Below are 15,105 nucleotides of genomic sequence, written 5' to 3' on the forward strand. Positions count from 1 at the left end.
GACGTTCAGTTCGGGGGCAGCCGCAGCCGGGCGATGCGCCGTTCGCCGTCCAGGGCGCGCATCGCCCGGGCCAGCGTGGCGGCGTGTAGTTCGTCCTCGCCGCGTTCGAGCATGGTCTCCGCCGTCACGCCGATCGCCTTGGCCTCCGCCATCAGCGCCTGCGCGGCCAGCACGCATCCCCGCACGTCGAAGTGGCCGCTGTCCCGGGCCGGATTGAGACGGGCGACCAGGTCGACGATGCGCAGGTAGCGGTCCACCAGCTCCTGCTCGGCGCGGGTCAGCGCGGGAAGCTCTCGTTCCGTCATGGACTCACCCTGTCATCCCGGTGCCGGCGCTGCCAGCCGCCGAGCACCTCGCGGCTGGCGTGGGCGACCTCGTCGAGGACGGCCTGGAACGCCGCGAGCACCGGGTCGTCGGCCGCGCCCGGTGCCGGTGGGCCGGCGGGGTGGGCGGCGTCGTCGGCGCCGAGCAGCACGGCGAAGTCCGGTCGCAGGCCCTGCACCCACAGCGCCGCGGCGAGCCGGGCCAGCGCGGCCAGCCCGTCGGGGCGCCCCTCCGAGGCGCTCACGACGACGTGCCGCTGGCCGTGCAAGGTGTCGCGGACGAAGGCGGCGAGGCTGCCGTGGCCGACCTGCACGAAGACCCGGGTGCCCTCGTCGTGGAGGCGCTGCACCAGTTCCCGGAAGCGGACCGGCGAGACCAGGTGGCGGACCAGGAGCCGAGCCAGCGCCGACTCGTCGTCCGGGTAGCGGTCCACCGTGGTCGCCGACCAGACCGGCACCGTCGCGGCCCGCAGCGGGACGGCCCGGAGGATGGCGGCCACCGGGTCGAGGTAGGGCGCCAGCATCGGGCTGTGGAAGCCGGACCGGAACGGCAGCACCGTCCGGGGCACCGAGGGATCGGCGATCCGGGCGAACGCGGTGTGGATCGCCGCGTCGGTGCCGCAGAGCACCGTCTGCCGGGGACTGTTGTCGTGGGAGATGACCACGTCGGCCACCCCGTCGATGAGCCGTCTCGCCTCGACCACCGGACAGCCCACCACCGCGAACGCCACGTCGGGCAGCTGGTAGGCGTCCGGCCCCATCCGCCGGGCGAAGTCGTCGAACGCCTCCGCCGCCCACCTGCCGGCGGAGAACAGGGCGCTCCACTCGCCGGCGCTGTGCCCGGCGACGAGATCGGGCCGGATGCCCATCCGCCGCAGCGCGCCGTCCAGCAGGCGCCCGGTGTGCAGGAGGTCCCACGTCCGGCCGCCCACCGTCCCGGTGCGGTCCGGTTGGTAGCCGGGCAGGCCGAACGCCCCGGCCACGTCGTCCAGCGGTGGCCGGTCGTGTGCGGACAGGCCCGGGAAGAGGAACGCCACCCGGCCGGGACGGCCCGGCCGCAGCACCGGATCGGTGGTGTACCAGAGGTCGGCCGGGCCGGCCCACGACCGTTCCCGCAGGACGAGTTCCTGGGCGAGGGCGAGCCGGTCCGGGGTCGGGGTCAGCAGGGCCAGCCGGCACGGCAGGTCGGGGTCGTCCGGCTGTCCCGGGTGGCGCGCGCCCCGGGCCACCGCCCGGAGCCGGTCCGCGAGTTCCGTCGGGGACGACGCCGCCAGGCGCAGGACGGCCGGTCCCGACTGGCGGGGGTGCGGCGACCGGGCCGGCTCAGTCATCGAACCCGGCGGGCTGGAACGGGGCCGGGTCGCCGGCCACGTACAGCACCTGGTGCGCGTCCCGCGGGCCCTCGGCGATCTCGCGCATCAGCGCCTCGACGCCAGCCTCCGGGTCGATCACCGCGATGCCGCGGCGCGCGTACTCCCGTTCCAGCTCGGCCGAGACCATGCCACCGCCGGCGGCGGCCCACGGACCCCACGCCACGGCGAGGGTGCGGCCGGTGAAGCGGTCGGCGGCGGCCAACGCCAGGGTGTCCAGCGCGTCGTTCGCCGCCGCGTAGTCGGCCTGCCCCCGGTTGCCGAACGCCCCGGAGACGCTGGAGAAGAACAGCAGCAGGCGCAGGTCCGGTTTCAGCGCGTCCAGCAGGACCCGGGCGCTGCGCACCTTGGCGTCGTAGACGGCGGTGAAGGCGGCCTGGTCCTTGTCCCGGATGAGCCGGTCGTCGAGCGTCCCGGCGCCGTGCACGACGACGTCGATCCGGCCGTGCCGGCGGTAGACCTCGTCGACGGTGGCGGCCAGGCGGGCGTCGTCGCGGATGTCGAAGCGGTGGTACCGCACGGACGCGGCGTGCGCCTCGAGCCGGTCGAGGACGGCACGCAGCTCGCGCCCGGCGAGCAGGGCCCGCAACCGGCGCTCCACCTCGGCCGGCGTGCCGGTGCCGGCCGCCAGCAGGGCGCGGCGCAGCTCGACCGGGTCCGTCAGGCCGGCCGTGGCGGGGTCCTCCGCGGACTCCGGCGGGGCGGTACGCCCGACGATCTCCAGGTGGCAGCCGTACCGCTCGGCGAGCGCCACCGCCGTCCGGGCGGTGATGCCCCGCCCGCCGCCGGTGACCAGCACCACCGAGTCGGGGTCCAGGTCCAGCGCATCGGACCCGGCGGGGAGCTCCTGCCGGACGTAGCGGCGGGTCACCCGGGACCCGTCGGGCAAGCCGACCACCCCCCGGGGCGTCCCACCGGCCACCTCGCCGACGATCCGCTCGGCGACCGCCTCCGCGCCGCCCTGGGGGTCCACGTCCAGCAGGCGGACCCGGGTCTGCGGATACTCGTGGGCCACGGTGCGGACCAGCCCGGCGAAGCCGATCCCGGCCAGCGCGGCGTGCTGCCCGGCCGGGGCGGTCTCCGAGTCGACGGGCGCGAAGTGACCGCCCATCGTGGTGACCACGGTGATGTCCGGCACCCCCGCGGTGAGCAGCGCGCGGAGCCGGTCGTAGGCCGCCGGCAGGGCCGGCTCGCCGGCGGCGTCCGTCACCGGCAGCAGGATCGCCAGGTCGAGCTCACCGGGCGGGGTCGCGGCGTCGGCCGTGGAGACCCCGGAGCGGGCCAACCGGCGGCGCAGCGCGTCCGCCAGGTCGGGCGCGCCGCCGGCGACCGCCGCGACGCGTCCGGAGAGGTCGGCGGCGGCGCGGGACGGCGCGGGCAGCGGCTGGAGGGCGGGGACGTACCGGTCCGGCGCCCGGCCCGGGACGGTCGCGATGGGCGTCCCGGCGTCCGGCGTGGACCGTCCGGCCGTCTCCGGGTCGTGCGTGGCGCGGCCGGCCGTCCGGGTGTCGGCCGGCCCCGGGACGTCGCCCGGTGTCGTGGCCGGGCCGGTCGCCGCCGGGTCGAGCGGGGGAAGCAGCGCCACCAGGTCGGCGATCGTACGGGCGCCGACGAGGGTCGACACGCGCGTCTCCGGTCGCGGCACCGCCAACCGGCGCAGCAGCGTCTCGGCCAGCTCCGTCCGCTTGATCGAGTCGATGCCGAGGTCGGCTTCCAGGTCGATGGTGGGGGCGAGCATCTGCGCGGGATAGCCCGTCCGCTCGCTCAACAGGTCGACGGCGAGGCCGAGGACGGTGGTCGGGCCGGCGTCGGCCGCCTCGGCGCGGGCGGGCTCGGTGGACGCCGCCGCGGCGACCGGCGTCGGGTCCGGTGCGGACCGCCGCGGCCGGGGCTCCCGGTCCAGGTAGCCGAGCACGATCTCGCGCTGGGCGTCGACCAGCTCCCGGCTGTTGCGCAGGAACTCCAGCACCGCCGTCTCGCGCGGATCCCCGCTGCCGGCGCTGTCCGCCGCCGCCAGCCGGGGCGCCTCGTCGGCGGGGCGCAGGCCGTTCGGCACCGGCTTGCCGTCCGGGCCCCGCACGAGGTGCCCGTCGACCGTCCACCCGGTGGCGGCGGGGGCGGGGGCCGAGGTGGCCCGCGGGCCGGCGAAGAGGCGGGCCGGGTCCACCGGCACCCCCGCGACGGCCAGCTCCGCCAGGGCGTGCAGCAGGCGGGGCAGCCCCGGTTCGTTCGGCACGTCGCAGCTGACCGCCCGGTGCGGCCGGTCGCCGAGGATCCGGCCGATCATCCGGCTGAGCACCCGTCCGGGCCCCACCTCGACGAAGACCCGGGCCCCGGCGGCGTACATGTCCTCGACCTGGGTCAGGAACCGCACCGGGGCGGCGAGCTGCCCGGCGAGGATCCGGCGGATCTCGTCCGGTGCGTCCGGGTAGCGCTGCCCGGAGGCGTTCGCCCAGACCGGCCGCTGTGGCGGCTGCACCGGGCAGTCGGCGAGGACGGCGGCGAACTCCTCGGTGGCGTCGGCCATCGCCGGGCTGTGGAAGGCGCAGGAGACGCCGAGCGTGGTGGCGGACCGGCCCCGGGCGCGCAGCCCGGTCACCGCGGTCGCCACCGCCGCCTCGGGGCCGGCGATCACCACCTGCTCCGGGGCGTTGTGGTTGGCGATCACCACGGCGTCGTCGAGGCCGGCCCCGGCGAGGGCGGCGGCGACCTCGTCGGCGCTCGCGGCGACGGCCGCCATGGCGCCGCCCCGCCCGCCGGCCGCGTGCATCGCGGCGGCCCGGGCGGCGGTCAGCCGCAGCAGGTCCGGGCGGGACAGGGCGCCGGCGGCGTGCAGGGCGACGAGTTCGCCGTAGCTGTGCCCGCCGAGCAGGTCGGGCCGGACCCCGAGGGAACCGAGCAGCTCCAGCAGGGCCAGCTCGGCGACCCCGAGGGCGGGTTGGGCGTGGCGCGTGTCGGCGAGCGTGGCCGCCCGGGCCGCCGCCGTCGCCTCGTCGAACGAGGTGGGCGGGAACATCACCGCGGCCAGCGCCGGGTCGTCGTACAGGTCGGTCCGCATGGCCGGGAAGGCCGCGAAGAGGTCGGCCAGCATGCCGGGGCGTTGGCTGCCCTGCCCGGGGAAGACCAGCGCCACGACGGGCGGCTCCGCCGGGCCGGGGTCGGCCAGGTAGACCCCGGCCCCGGGGTCGGCGGTGCCCACGGCGGCCAGCCGCAACCGCTCCCGCAGCTCGTCGAGGCTGCCGGCCACGACGGCGGCCCGGACCGGCCGGCCGTCGTCGCGGGTGCGGCCGAACCACTCCAGCGCGAGGGCGTGCAGCGCCCCGTCCCCGGGCGGCGCGTCGGCGGCCAGGGCGGACAGGGCCTGCGCCGCCTCCCCGGTCGACTGCTCGTCGGCCGCGCGGAGCAGGAAGAGCTCGGCCGGCCAGCGTTCCCACGCCTGGTCGGGGTCGGCGGTGCTGGGGTGGGCCCGGACCACGGCGTGGAAGTTGGTGCCGCCGAAGCCGAAGGCGCTGACGCCGGCGGCGCGGCGGGCCGGGGGAGTGAGCCAGGGCCGGGCCGCGCCGTCGAAGGCGAACGGGCTGGCCGTGGCGTCCCAGTAGGAGTTGGGCCGGGTCAGGTGCCCGGTCGGCGGGCGGACCCCGGTCTGCACCGCCCGGACGGCCTTGATCAGGCCCGCCATGCCGGCGGCGCACTTGGTGTGCCCGATGAGCGACTTGACCGAGCCCAGCGAGCAGGTGGCCGGCCCGGCCCCGCGGGCGGCGAACACCTCGGACAGGGCGGACAGCTCGGTGCGGTCACCGACGACGGTGCCCGTGCCGTGCGCCTCGACCAGGCCGATCTCACCGGGCGCGACGCCCGCCGCCCGCAGGGCCCGCTCGACCGCGTGCCGCTGGCCCTGCGCCCGGGGGGCGGTGAGGCCCATGCCGCGGCCGTCGCTGGCGCCGCCCACGCCGGCGATCACCGCGTGGATCCGGTCGCCGTCGCGTTCCGCGTCGGCCAGCCGCTTGAGCACGAGACAGGCGACCCCCTCGCTGATCACGATGCCGTCGGCGGACTCGTCGAAGGTGCGGCACCGCCCGGTGGGCGACAGCGCCTGCACCGAACCGAAGAGCAGGTAGTCGTGCACCGCGTTGTGCACGTCCACCGCGCCGCACAGCACCATGTCGCTCGTGCCGACGGCCAGCTCCTTGCAGGCCAGGTCGACCGCCGCCAGCGAGGACGCGCAGGCCGCGTCGACGGTGTAGTTGACCCCGCCCAGGTCGAGCCGGTTGGCGATGCGCCCCGCGATGACGTTGCCCAGGATGCCGGGGAAGGAGTCCTCGGTCAGGCGGGGCAGGTGGGCGTCGAGCGCGGCGGGCGGCTCGGCGAAGTACGTCGGGAGCAGCGCCCGCATCCCGTACGCCGTCGCGAGGTCGGCGCCGGGCTCGGCCCCGAAGATCACCGAGGTCTGCGCCCGGGGGAAGGGGCGGTCGGCGTAACCGGCGTCGGCCAGTGCCCGCTCGGCGACGACCAGGGCGAGCAGTTGCGCGGGATCGATGCTCCCGAGTGCGGCGGGCGGTACGCCGTGGGCCACCGGGTCGAACGGCACGGGCGCCAGGAAGCCGCCCCAACGGGACGGGCTCTTCTCGCCCGGGCGGGGATCGTCCGCCGAGTAGTAGCGGTCCGCGTCCCACCGCCCGGGGTCGACCTCCACCACGGCGTCGGTGCCGGCGACGATGTTGGCCCAGAAGGAGGCCGCGTCGGAGGCACCGGGAAACGCGCAGGCCATGCCCACGATCGCGATGTCCATGGAATGCCCGGATCCTTTCCTCATCCCGTCCCCGTCCCGCGCCCGGTCCCACTCGTGACGGGCGGACGCGCGGTCGTACTCGAAAAGGGCACGTCGGCGGCGACGTCCGTGAATGCGCATAGCGCTGCGACGGACGTTTATGTGTTGCGGCCAGTGGCACTGCGGCGGTCTGCCGCGGTGGCTTCGCGCGGGCGGCGCTGACGGTCTGGTGCCAGTTATAAAGACGCGAACCCCGAGTGGGGGTTCGGAGGGTCGGCACAAGCAAGATCGGTTGGTGCCTGCCTGCCTCCGAATGATCTCGTTCGATTTGCAAGCGTTTCCTCGATCCTTGCATACCGGCTGGTATGTGTCCACCCGTGATCGAATGCTCACCCGAACCGCCAGTTTTTGGCAGGCGATGCCCGCTTTGGAGGCATTTGGGGGCCGCTCGGGCGTGGAAGTTCCGCGGCCTGCGGGCCCCGCGGCGGCCATCACGAGGCTGAGTCCGTGATCAGCGTCACTCGATCCCGTGGAACTGCAGCTAGCCGCGATAATGCGCGGCGGCCAAGGGATCGTTAATTGCCGGATCTGTCTGCGCTAATGCGTACGTCGGTGACCCCGAACTTATTGGTGGGGATTGACTCCGTCCGGGCTCCATGATGTGCTTCCCGGGTCCCGACGGGGTTGGCGGAAATGCGCGGAGTGCTCCCGGGTGGTCGACCGGGAGGTCGGGACGCCGGTGTCGTACCCGCCGTGGCGGCGACACCGCTGGGGCAGGGAGAACGTGGGGGAACGGGGACATCCAAGTGCTGATCCGGCCTGTCGATCGGGTGTGTGAGCACCGCGACCGTGGGTGGCGGACGACCGCCTGCCGCGGTGCGTCGAGCGCCCGCTCGCCGGGGCGGCGCCGGCGCGGCTGAGCTGGCCGCCGCGGGCGGATCGTCAGGTCCGGATAGAGGGGCCGCCCCGCGCCGGGTGCGGCGTTCGAACCATGTCACGGGGGGAACCAGTGGATCTTGGATTGGACGGTCGGCGGGCGCTCGTCACCGGGTCGTCGTCCGGCATCGGAGCGCGGATCGCCGAGATGCTCGCCGACGAGGGAGTGACGGTCGTCGTGCACGGGCGCTCCGTGCCCGCCGCGGAGTCCGTGGCCCAGGGCATCCGGGCCCGGGGCGGCGTCGCGGAACCGATCGTGGCGGACCTGCTCGACGCCGACGGCCCGCACCGACTGGCGGTCGCGGCCGAGCGCTACCTCGGCGGCGTCGACATCCTGGTCAACTGCGCCGCCACCGGCCTGGACCGGCCGTGGGACGACACCACGGACGAGGACTGGCGGCGCCTGCACGAGCTCAACGTGGTGGCGCCGGCCCGCCTCGCCCAGGCGCTGGTCCCCGGCATGCGTCGCCGGGGCTGGGGCAGGCTGATCCAGATCGCCAGCGGCGCCGCCACCCAGCCGCAGGTCGGCTCGGTGGCGTACTCGACGACCAAGGCGGGACTGGTCAACCTCACGACGGGGCTGGCCCGGGCGTTGGACCGCACCGGCATCACCGTCAACACCGTCAGTCCCGGCATCGTCGTCACCCCCCGGGTGGAGGCGTACGTCCGCGGTCTCGCCGCCGACCAGGGCTGGGGCACCGACTGGTCCGACATCGAGCAGCGTGTCCTCGCCAGGTCGATCGACAACCCCACCGGCCGGCTCGGCACACCCGACGACGTGGCGGCGCTGGTCGTCTTCCTCGCCAGCCCCCTCGCGGGCTTCGTCAACGGGGCCAACCACCGCGTCGACGGCGGCGCGGTCGCCGTCGTCAACTGAGTCTCCGCGGAAGGATCAATGGTGACTGTCCACTACTCGGCGGACCGACGACCACGGTGGTTCCTCTTCCCGGACACCCCGGAGGCACCGGTGGCGTTGTACTGCCTGCCGCACTCCGGGGCGGGGGCGACCGCCTACCGGGCCTGGATCCCGGCCGCGGCGCCGGGCGTCGCGGTACGCCCCCTGCAGCCGCCCGGCCGGGAGAGCCGCATCGACGAGCCGCCCGTCTTCGACGTCGCCGAGGTCGCCGACGTGCTGGCCGACGAGACCCGGCCGTACGCGCTGTACGGCCACAGCTTCGGCGCCCTCGTCGGGCACGCCGTCGTGGCGGAACTCCAGCGCCGCGGCGCCCCGCTGCCCCGGCGGCTCGTCGTCGGCGGGTCCCGCCCCCCGGACGACCTCCCGGAACTCGCCCGCCGGCTGCTCGTCCTCGACGACGAGGAGTTCCTGCGCGAGGTCGTCGGGATGGGCGGCACCCCGGCCGAGATCCTGGACCACCCGGCGCTGGCCGCCCTGCTCATCCCGGTGCTGCGGGCCGACTTCGGCTGGATCGACCGCTACGCCGGCGCCACGCACGGCCCGGTCGACGTGCCGATCCTCGGCTTCGCGGGCACCGAGGACCCGATCGCCACGGCCGAGGCGATGGCCGGGTGGCAGCGGATGACGTCCCGCGGGTACCGCGGCCACAGCGTGCGCGGCGACCACTTCTTCCACATCACCGACCCCGCCGGGGTGGTACGGGCCATCGCCGCCGACCTGGCGGCCGATTCCCGGTAGCGCCCCGGTGCGTCAACTCGACGGGCCCGGCAGCGGGCGACGAGGTCCCCGGTCTCTTTGTCCGGAACGGAGCGGCACATGACAGACTGCCTGATCGTCGGTTTCAACGACGTCGACTTCGCCAGCTACGTCAGCGACGTGCGCCTCATGGGGGCCGACTCCGGCGCCTTCCGCGACCTGCGCCTGGCGTACATCGACCTCGACGGGCGACCGCTGCGCGCGCTGGACGCGCTGAGTCACCTGCGCGAGAGCCCGCCGGGCGCGCCGAAGCCGTACTTCCACAACGCGGACTTCCTCTGGCCGGTGGTCACCGTGCTGGGCAGCTTCCTGGCCCGCCGGGGGTTGAGCGTCGACTTCGTCAACCTGTTCCAGCACGAGCGGGAGCAGTTGCGGGAGAAGCTGGCCGGCGATGTCCGCCTCGTGGCGATCACCACGACCCTGTACGTCTCGCCGCAGCCGATCATCGAGATCGTCGAGTTCGTCCGCCGGCACAACCCGAAGGTGTCCATCGTGGTCGGCGGGCCGTTCATCACCAACCAGGTGGCCGCGCTCAAGCGCCCCGACCTGGACGCGATGATGGACTACCTCGGCGCGGACTACTACGTCACCGGCCGCGAGGGCGAGCTGACCCTGGCCCGGCTGGCGCTCGCGCTGCGGTCCGGCACGGACCCGGGAGACGTGCCGAACCTGGCCTACCGCGTGGACGGCGACTTCGTCCACACCCGCACCGAGATCGAGTCGAACCCGCTGACCGAGTTGGTCGACTACCAGGTCTTCGGCCCCGACGCGTTCAACGAGTTCGTCACCACCCGGACGGCGAAGTCCTGCCCGTTCTCCTGCGCCTTCTGCGGCTTCCCCCAGCGGGCCGGCAAGTACACCTACCTCGACGTGACGCACGTCGAGCGGGAGCTGGACAACATCCGCAGGCTGCCGTCGGTCAACACCGTGACGTTCATCGACGACACCTTCAACGTCCCAAAGAACCGGTTCCGGGACATCCTGCGGATGATGATCGACAAGGACTACGGGTTCAAGTGGAACTGCTTCTACCGCAGTGACCACGGCGACCGCGCGACCATCGAGCTGATGAAGGAAGCCGGCTGCGAGGGCGTCTTCCTGGGCATCGAGTCGGGCAGCGACGTGCTGCTCAAGCAGATGAACAAGACCGCCCGCCGGGCGGACTACATCGACGCGCTCGGGGCCTTCAACGAACACGGCATCTCGACGTACGCCTCGCTGATCGTCGGCTTCCCCGGCGAGACGGAGGAGACCGTCGCCGAGACCGTGGACCTGCTCGACCAGGGCCGGCCGGACTACTTCCGGGCCCAGCTGTGGTACTGCGACCCGGTCACCCCGATCTACCAGCGCCGGGACGAGCTGGGCATCAAGGGCGAGGCGTTCAACTGGAGCCACCAGACGATGGACTGGTCCACCGCCGCCCAGATCATCGACGACCTCTTCGTCGACGTGACCAGCTCCGTCTGGCTGCCGCAGTTCGGGTTCGAGCAGTGGAGCACCTTCTACCTCCAGCGCAAGGGGATGTCCGGCGAGCAGGTCAAGGACTTCGTCCGCGCCTTCAACGGCGTCCTGGCCGACCAACTGCGCCACTCCGGCGGCAGCGCCGCCCAGCCGGAGCTGCTCGACCGGTTGCGCCGGGCGAGCCAGTTCGAGGCGGTGAACCCGCCGGGCCCGGCGCCGTCGCCGGTGAGCTGACCGTCCCGCCCGTCCCAGCAGAAAGCGGTACCGTGCGCCGAACACCTTCCGACGCGGTCCGGGCCCGGCTGGCCAGCCGGCTGGCGGCCGGGGCCGAGTTCCTCGCCAACGACACGACGGTCGACCCCCTGCCCGACGACGCGGCGGCCACCGACGGCCCGCGGCGGTTCGCGGCCGACGGACACCCGTCGGACCCGGACGCCCCGGCCCCGGTCTCCTTCGCGCAGCGCCGCCTGTGGTTCCTGCACCAGTTCCAACCGGACAGCCCGGCCTACCACGTGCCGGCGGTGCTGCGGCTGACCGGACCGCTCTCCGTGGACGCCCTGCGGGACGCGCTGGACCGGCTGGTGGCGCACCATCCCGCCCTGCGCACGGTGTTCGACGACGTCGACGGCGAACCGGTGCAGCGGACGGTCGACGTGCCCGCCGTCCGGCTCGACGTGACCGACCTGACCGACCTGCCGGCCGCGCAGCGGGAGGACCGCGTGCGCGAGGCGGTCGCCGCCGAGCGGCAGCCCCCGTTCGACCTGCGGCGCGGGCCGCTCCTGCGGACCCGGCTGTTCCGGCTCGGCGAGGACGACCACCGGCTCTTCCTCGACCTGCACCACATCGTCGTCGACGGCTGGTCGCTCAGCGTCCTGGTCAACGACTTGGTCCGCTACTACGCGGCGGGGACCGGGCACGGCACGGCGCCCGCCCGGCCGCCCGTCGACCCGGCCGGGCACGCCCGCTGGCAGCACCACCGCGTCGGCGCCGGTGAGCTCGACGACCAGCTGGCCTGGTGGGAGCGGCGGCTCGCCGGCGCCTCCGCGACGGAACTGGCGCCCGACCGGGTGCGCCCCGCCGTGCTGGGCTGGCGGGGCGGCCGGCGGACCGTGCGCCTCGACGCCGAGCTGACCGACCTGGTCCGGGCCGCCGCCCGCCGGCACGCCGCCTCGCCGTACATGGTGCTCCTGGCCGGATTCGTCGCCCTGCTGCACCGGCAGACCGGGCAGTCGGACGTCGTGCTCGGCACGCCGGTCGCCGGCCGGGACCGGGTGGAGCTGGAGCCGCTGGTCAGCCTGCTGGTGAACACCGTCGTGCTGCGCACCGACATCTCCGGCGACCCGACCTTCGCCGAGCTGGTGGCCCGGGTGCGCGACGTCGTGCTGGACGCCCAGACGCACCACGAAGCCCCGTTCGAGCTGCTCGTGGAGCGGCTGCGCCCCGTCCGGGACCCGGCCCGCCACCCGCTGTTCCAGATCGTCTTCGCGATGAAGAACCTCCCCCCGTTCGAGCGCCTGCACGTCGGCCCGCTGACGGTGGAGCTGCTCGACATGGTCGGCGAGGTCTCCAAGTTCGACCTCTCCGTGATGGCGTTCGAGGGCGACACGCACATCGACTGCGAGTTCGAGTTCAGCACCGAGCTGTTCGACGACGACCGCATCGCGCAGCTGATGGCGCAGTACCGGGCGATCCTCGGCTCGCTCTGCGCGCGTCCGGACCGGCGGCTGTCGGCGGCGGCGCTGCTGGACCCGGCGGAGGAGGACCGGATCGTGCGCCGCTGGAGCGGGCAGGTCCGCGACTACCCGACCGGGCCGGTGCACCACCTGGTCGCGCGGTGGGCCCGGACGGCACCGGACGCCCCCGCCGTGCGGGCCGACGGCAGGACCCTGACGTACGGGGAGCTGGACCGCCGCGCCGACGTCCTCGCCGCCCGGCTGCGGGCCGTCGGCGCGGGGCCCGGCCGGCCGGTGGCCGTCTGCCTGGACCGGGGCGCGGAGCTGGTGACCGCCTTCCTCGCCGTGCTCAAGGCGGGCGCGGCGTACGTGCCGCTCGACCCCGGCTACCCGCCGGACCGGCTCGCCTTCACGCTGGCCGACAGCCTGGCCTGCGCGGTGCTGACCAGCGAGGACCTGACCGGCCGGTTCGCGGCGGCGCGGACCGCGGTGCTCGACGTCGCCGCCGCTGTCGCCGCTGACGTCGACGCTGGTGGCGAGGCACCCGCCGGGGCCGGCGGGGTTGCCGCGCCCGTGGCACCGGACCCACGGGAGATCGCGTACGTCATCTACACCTCCGGCTCCAGCGGGCGCCCCAAGGGCGTCGAGGTCACCCACGGCGGCCTGGCCAACCTGGTGCACTGGCACCTCGACGCCTACCGGGTCGGGCCGCAGGACCGGGCCACCCTCGTCGCCAGCCCCGGCTTCGACGCCTGCACCTGGGAACTGTGGGCGGCGCTGGCCGGTGGCGCGGCGCTGCACGTGCCGCCCGAGCCGGTCCGGGTCGCACCCGACCGGCTGGCGCGGTGGCTGGTCGACGAGGCGATCACCGTGACCTTCCTGCCCACCACCGTCGCCGAGGCGGTGCTCGCGGAGGAGGCCGTGACCGGCTCGGCGCTGCGGCTGCTGCTCACCGGGGGCGACGCGCTGACCCGTACGCCTTCGCCCGCGCTGCGCGCCCGGCTGGTCAACCACTACGGCCCGACGGAGAACACCGTGGTGGCCACGGCCGAACCGGTGCCCCCGCAGGACGGGCCGGTGGTGCACGCGCCCCCGATCGGCCGCGCCATCGCCAACGTCACCACCTACGTGCTGGACGGGGCCGGGCGACCGGTGCCGGTCGGCGTGCCCGGGGAGTTGTGCCTCGGCGGGCTCCAGGTGGTCCGGGGCTACCTGCGGGATCCCCGCCGCACCGCGGAACGCTTCGTCCCGGACCCCTTCGGGGCCACGCCCGGTGCCCGGATGTACCGCACCGGCGACCTCGTCCGCTGGCTGCCCGACGGTCGGCTGGACTTCCTCGGGCGGCTCGACAGCCAGCTCAAGGTGCGCGGCTTCCGGGTCGAGCCGAGCGAGATCGAGGCGGTGCTGGTGACCCACCCCGCCGTCCGGGAGGCCGCCGTCGTGGTCCGCGGCGACAACCCGGACCGCCGGGACCTCGCCGCCCTGCTCGTCCTCGAGGACGGGCCGGCGCCGACGTACGAGGAGGTGCGGGCCGTGGCCCGGCGGCACCTGCCGGGCTACATGGTGCCGGCGGTCCTCGCCGCGGTGGACGCCCTGCCCGTGACCACCAACGGCAAGCTCGACCGGGACCGGCTGTCCTGGCGGGACGGCCGGCCGCTGCGCCAGGAGGCCACGGCGGAGCCGCCGATCGGCGCCACCGAGCGCGCGGTCGCCGAGGTGTGGGCCCTCGTGCTCGACGTCCCGCCGTTGGGCCGTACCGACAACTTCTTCGACCTCGGGGGCCACTCGTTCCTCGCCCTGCGTGCCCGCCAGCAGCTCGCCGAGCGGCTCGGCGTCGAGCTGAACGTGGTCGACCTGTTCCAGTTCCCGACCGTGGCCGCGCTCGCGGCCCACCTGGACCGGATCCGCGCCACGCCGGAACCGGCCGGCGGGGAGCAGGACCCGGGGTCACCGGCCAGCCGTGCGCAGCTCCGCCGGGCGGCGGTGCGCGGTGGCGCCCTGGCACGTCGTCGACAGGCGCACGAACAGCGCCGCCTCGCGGAAGGGACGGACCGATGACCGAGCTGCCTGCGTACCTCGACGACCAGTTCGACAACGCCCTGGCGGTGGTCGGGATGGCGGGTCGTTTCCCGGGAGCGTCGAGTGTCGCGGAGTTCTGGCGGAACGTGTGCGCCGGGGTGGAGTCGGTGACGTTCTTCTCGCCGGAGGAGTTGGCGGCGGCGGGGGTGCCGGAGTCGGTGTACTCGCATCCGTCCTATGTGCCGGCGAAGGCGCGGTTGGACGGCGTGGAGTTGTTCGACGCGGAGTTCTTCGGCTTCAGCGCCCACGAGGCGGAGATGACGGATCCGCAGCACCGGTTGTTCCTGGAGTGTGCGTGGGAGGCGTTGGAGGACGCGGCGTACGACCCGGCGCGTTTCCCGGGCCGCATCGGCGTCTACGCGGGCAGCTCCGTCAATTCCTATCTGCTCCGGGCGGTCGCGGCGGACCCGACGCTGATCTCCGACATGAGCGCGCTCATGGCCAACGAGAAGGACTTCCTGGCCACCCGCGTGGCGTACAAGTTCGACCTCCGCGGCCCCGCGATGACGATCCAGTCGGCGTGCTCGACGTCGCTGGTCGCGATCCACCAGGCGTGCCAGGCGCTGCTCGCCGGGGAGTGCGACATGGCGCTGGCCGGCGGCGTCGGCGTCCGGGTCGAGGAGGCGGAGGGGTACCGCCACCAGGACGGCATGGCCCTCTCCCCGGACGGGCACTGCCGGGCCTTCGACCGGGCCGCCGCCGGCACCGTCAACGGCAGCGGACTGGCCGTCGTGGTGTTGCGGCGGTTGGTGGATGCGGTGGCGGCGGGGGATGTGGTGCATGCGGTGGTGCGGGGTTCGGCGGTGAACAACGACGGTGGTGG

8 protein-coding genes are annotated in these 15,105 nt (G+C 74.8%); 5 read left to right on the forward strand and 3 right to left on the reverse strand.

Annotated features, from left to right (window positions below; all coding sequences use genetic code 11):
• Positions 1-5: 5 nt before the first annotated feature.
• Genes ACGFZ2_RS21525 through ACGFZ2_RS21535 form a run of 3 tightly spaced genes read right to left on the reverse strand, consistent with a single transcriptional unit; the run spans position 6 to position 6,482 of the window.
• Entirely contained in the window at positions 6-305 is a 300-nt protein-coding gene (locus tag ACGFZ2_RS21525; protein WP_393305984.1) for a hypothetical protein, read from the reverse strand.
• Positions 302-1,654 carry an acyltransferase domain-containing protein gene (locus ACGFZ2_RS21530; protein ID WP_393456155.1) on the reverse strand — a complete coding sequence of 451 codons (1,353 nt, stop codon included), beginning with the start codon at positions 1,652-1,654 and terminating at the stop codon, positions 302-304. Before ACGFZ2_RS21530 ends, ACGFZ2_RS21525 begins: the two co-directional genes overlap by 4 nt.
• Complete coding sequence (locus ACGFZ2_RS21535) at positions 1,647-6,482, reverse strand: SDR family NAD(P)-dependent oxidoreductase (RefSeq protein WP_393456158.1); 4,836 nt, start codon at positions 6,480-6,482, stop codon at positions 1,647-1,649. Before ACGFZ2_RS21535 ends, ACGFZ2_RS21530 begins: the two co-directional genes overlap by 8 nt.
• 988 nt (positions 6,483-7,470) lie before the next feature.
• Here ACGFZ2_RS21535 and ACGFZ2_RS21540 point away from each other — a divergent pair.
• From ACGFZ2_RS21540 to ACGFZ2_RS21560, 5 genes are all read left to right on the forward strand, one after another.
• Positions 7,471-8,274 (forward strand): SDR family NAD(P)-dependent oxidoreductase, encoded by an 804-nt coding sequence (locus ACGFZ2_RS21540; protein WP_393259149.1) that lies wholly within the window; start codon positions 7,471-7,473, stop codon positions 8,272-8,274.
• A 21-nt stretch (positions 8,275-8,295) separates the two neighbouring features.
• Positions 8,296-9,051: a thioesterase II family protein gene (locus ACGFZ2_RS21545; protein ID WP_393456161.1), complete on the forward strand. Its 756-nt coding sequence runs from the start codon at positions 8,296-8,298 to the stop codon at positions 9,049-9,051.
• Positions 9,052-9,129: 78 nt separating this feature from the next.
• Positions 9,130-10,764, forward strand: coding sequence for a PhpK family radical SAM P-methyltransferase (locus tag ACGFZ2_RS21550; protein ID WP_393456164.1), 1,635 nt, complete (start codon positions 9,130-9,132; stop codon positions 10,762-10,764).
• Between the two features lie 32 nt (positions 10,765-10,796).
• Positions 10,797-14,261 carry an amino acid adenylation domain-containing protein gene (locus ACGFZ2_RS21555; protein ID WP_393456167.1) on the forward strand — a complete coding sequence of 1,155 codons (3,465 nt, stop codon included), beginning with the start codon at positions 10,797-10,799 and terminating at the stop codon, positions 14,259-14,261.
• The coding region (locus ACGFZ2_RS21560; RefSeq protein WP_393456170.1) for a beta-ketoacyl synthase N-terminal-like domain-containing protein at positions 14,258-15,105 on the forward strand (848 nt) is incomplete at its 3' end. The genes ACGFZ2_RS21555 and ACGFZ2_RS21560, both read left to right, overlap by 4 nt.

The organism is Micromonospora sp. NPDC048063, from assembly GCF_043202855.1.
In the GTDB taxonomy this organism is placed as follows: domain Bacteria; phylum Actinomycetota; class Actinomycetes; order Mycobacteriales; family Micromonosporaceae; genus Micromonospora.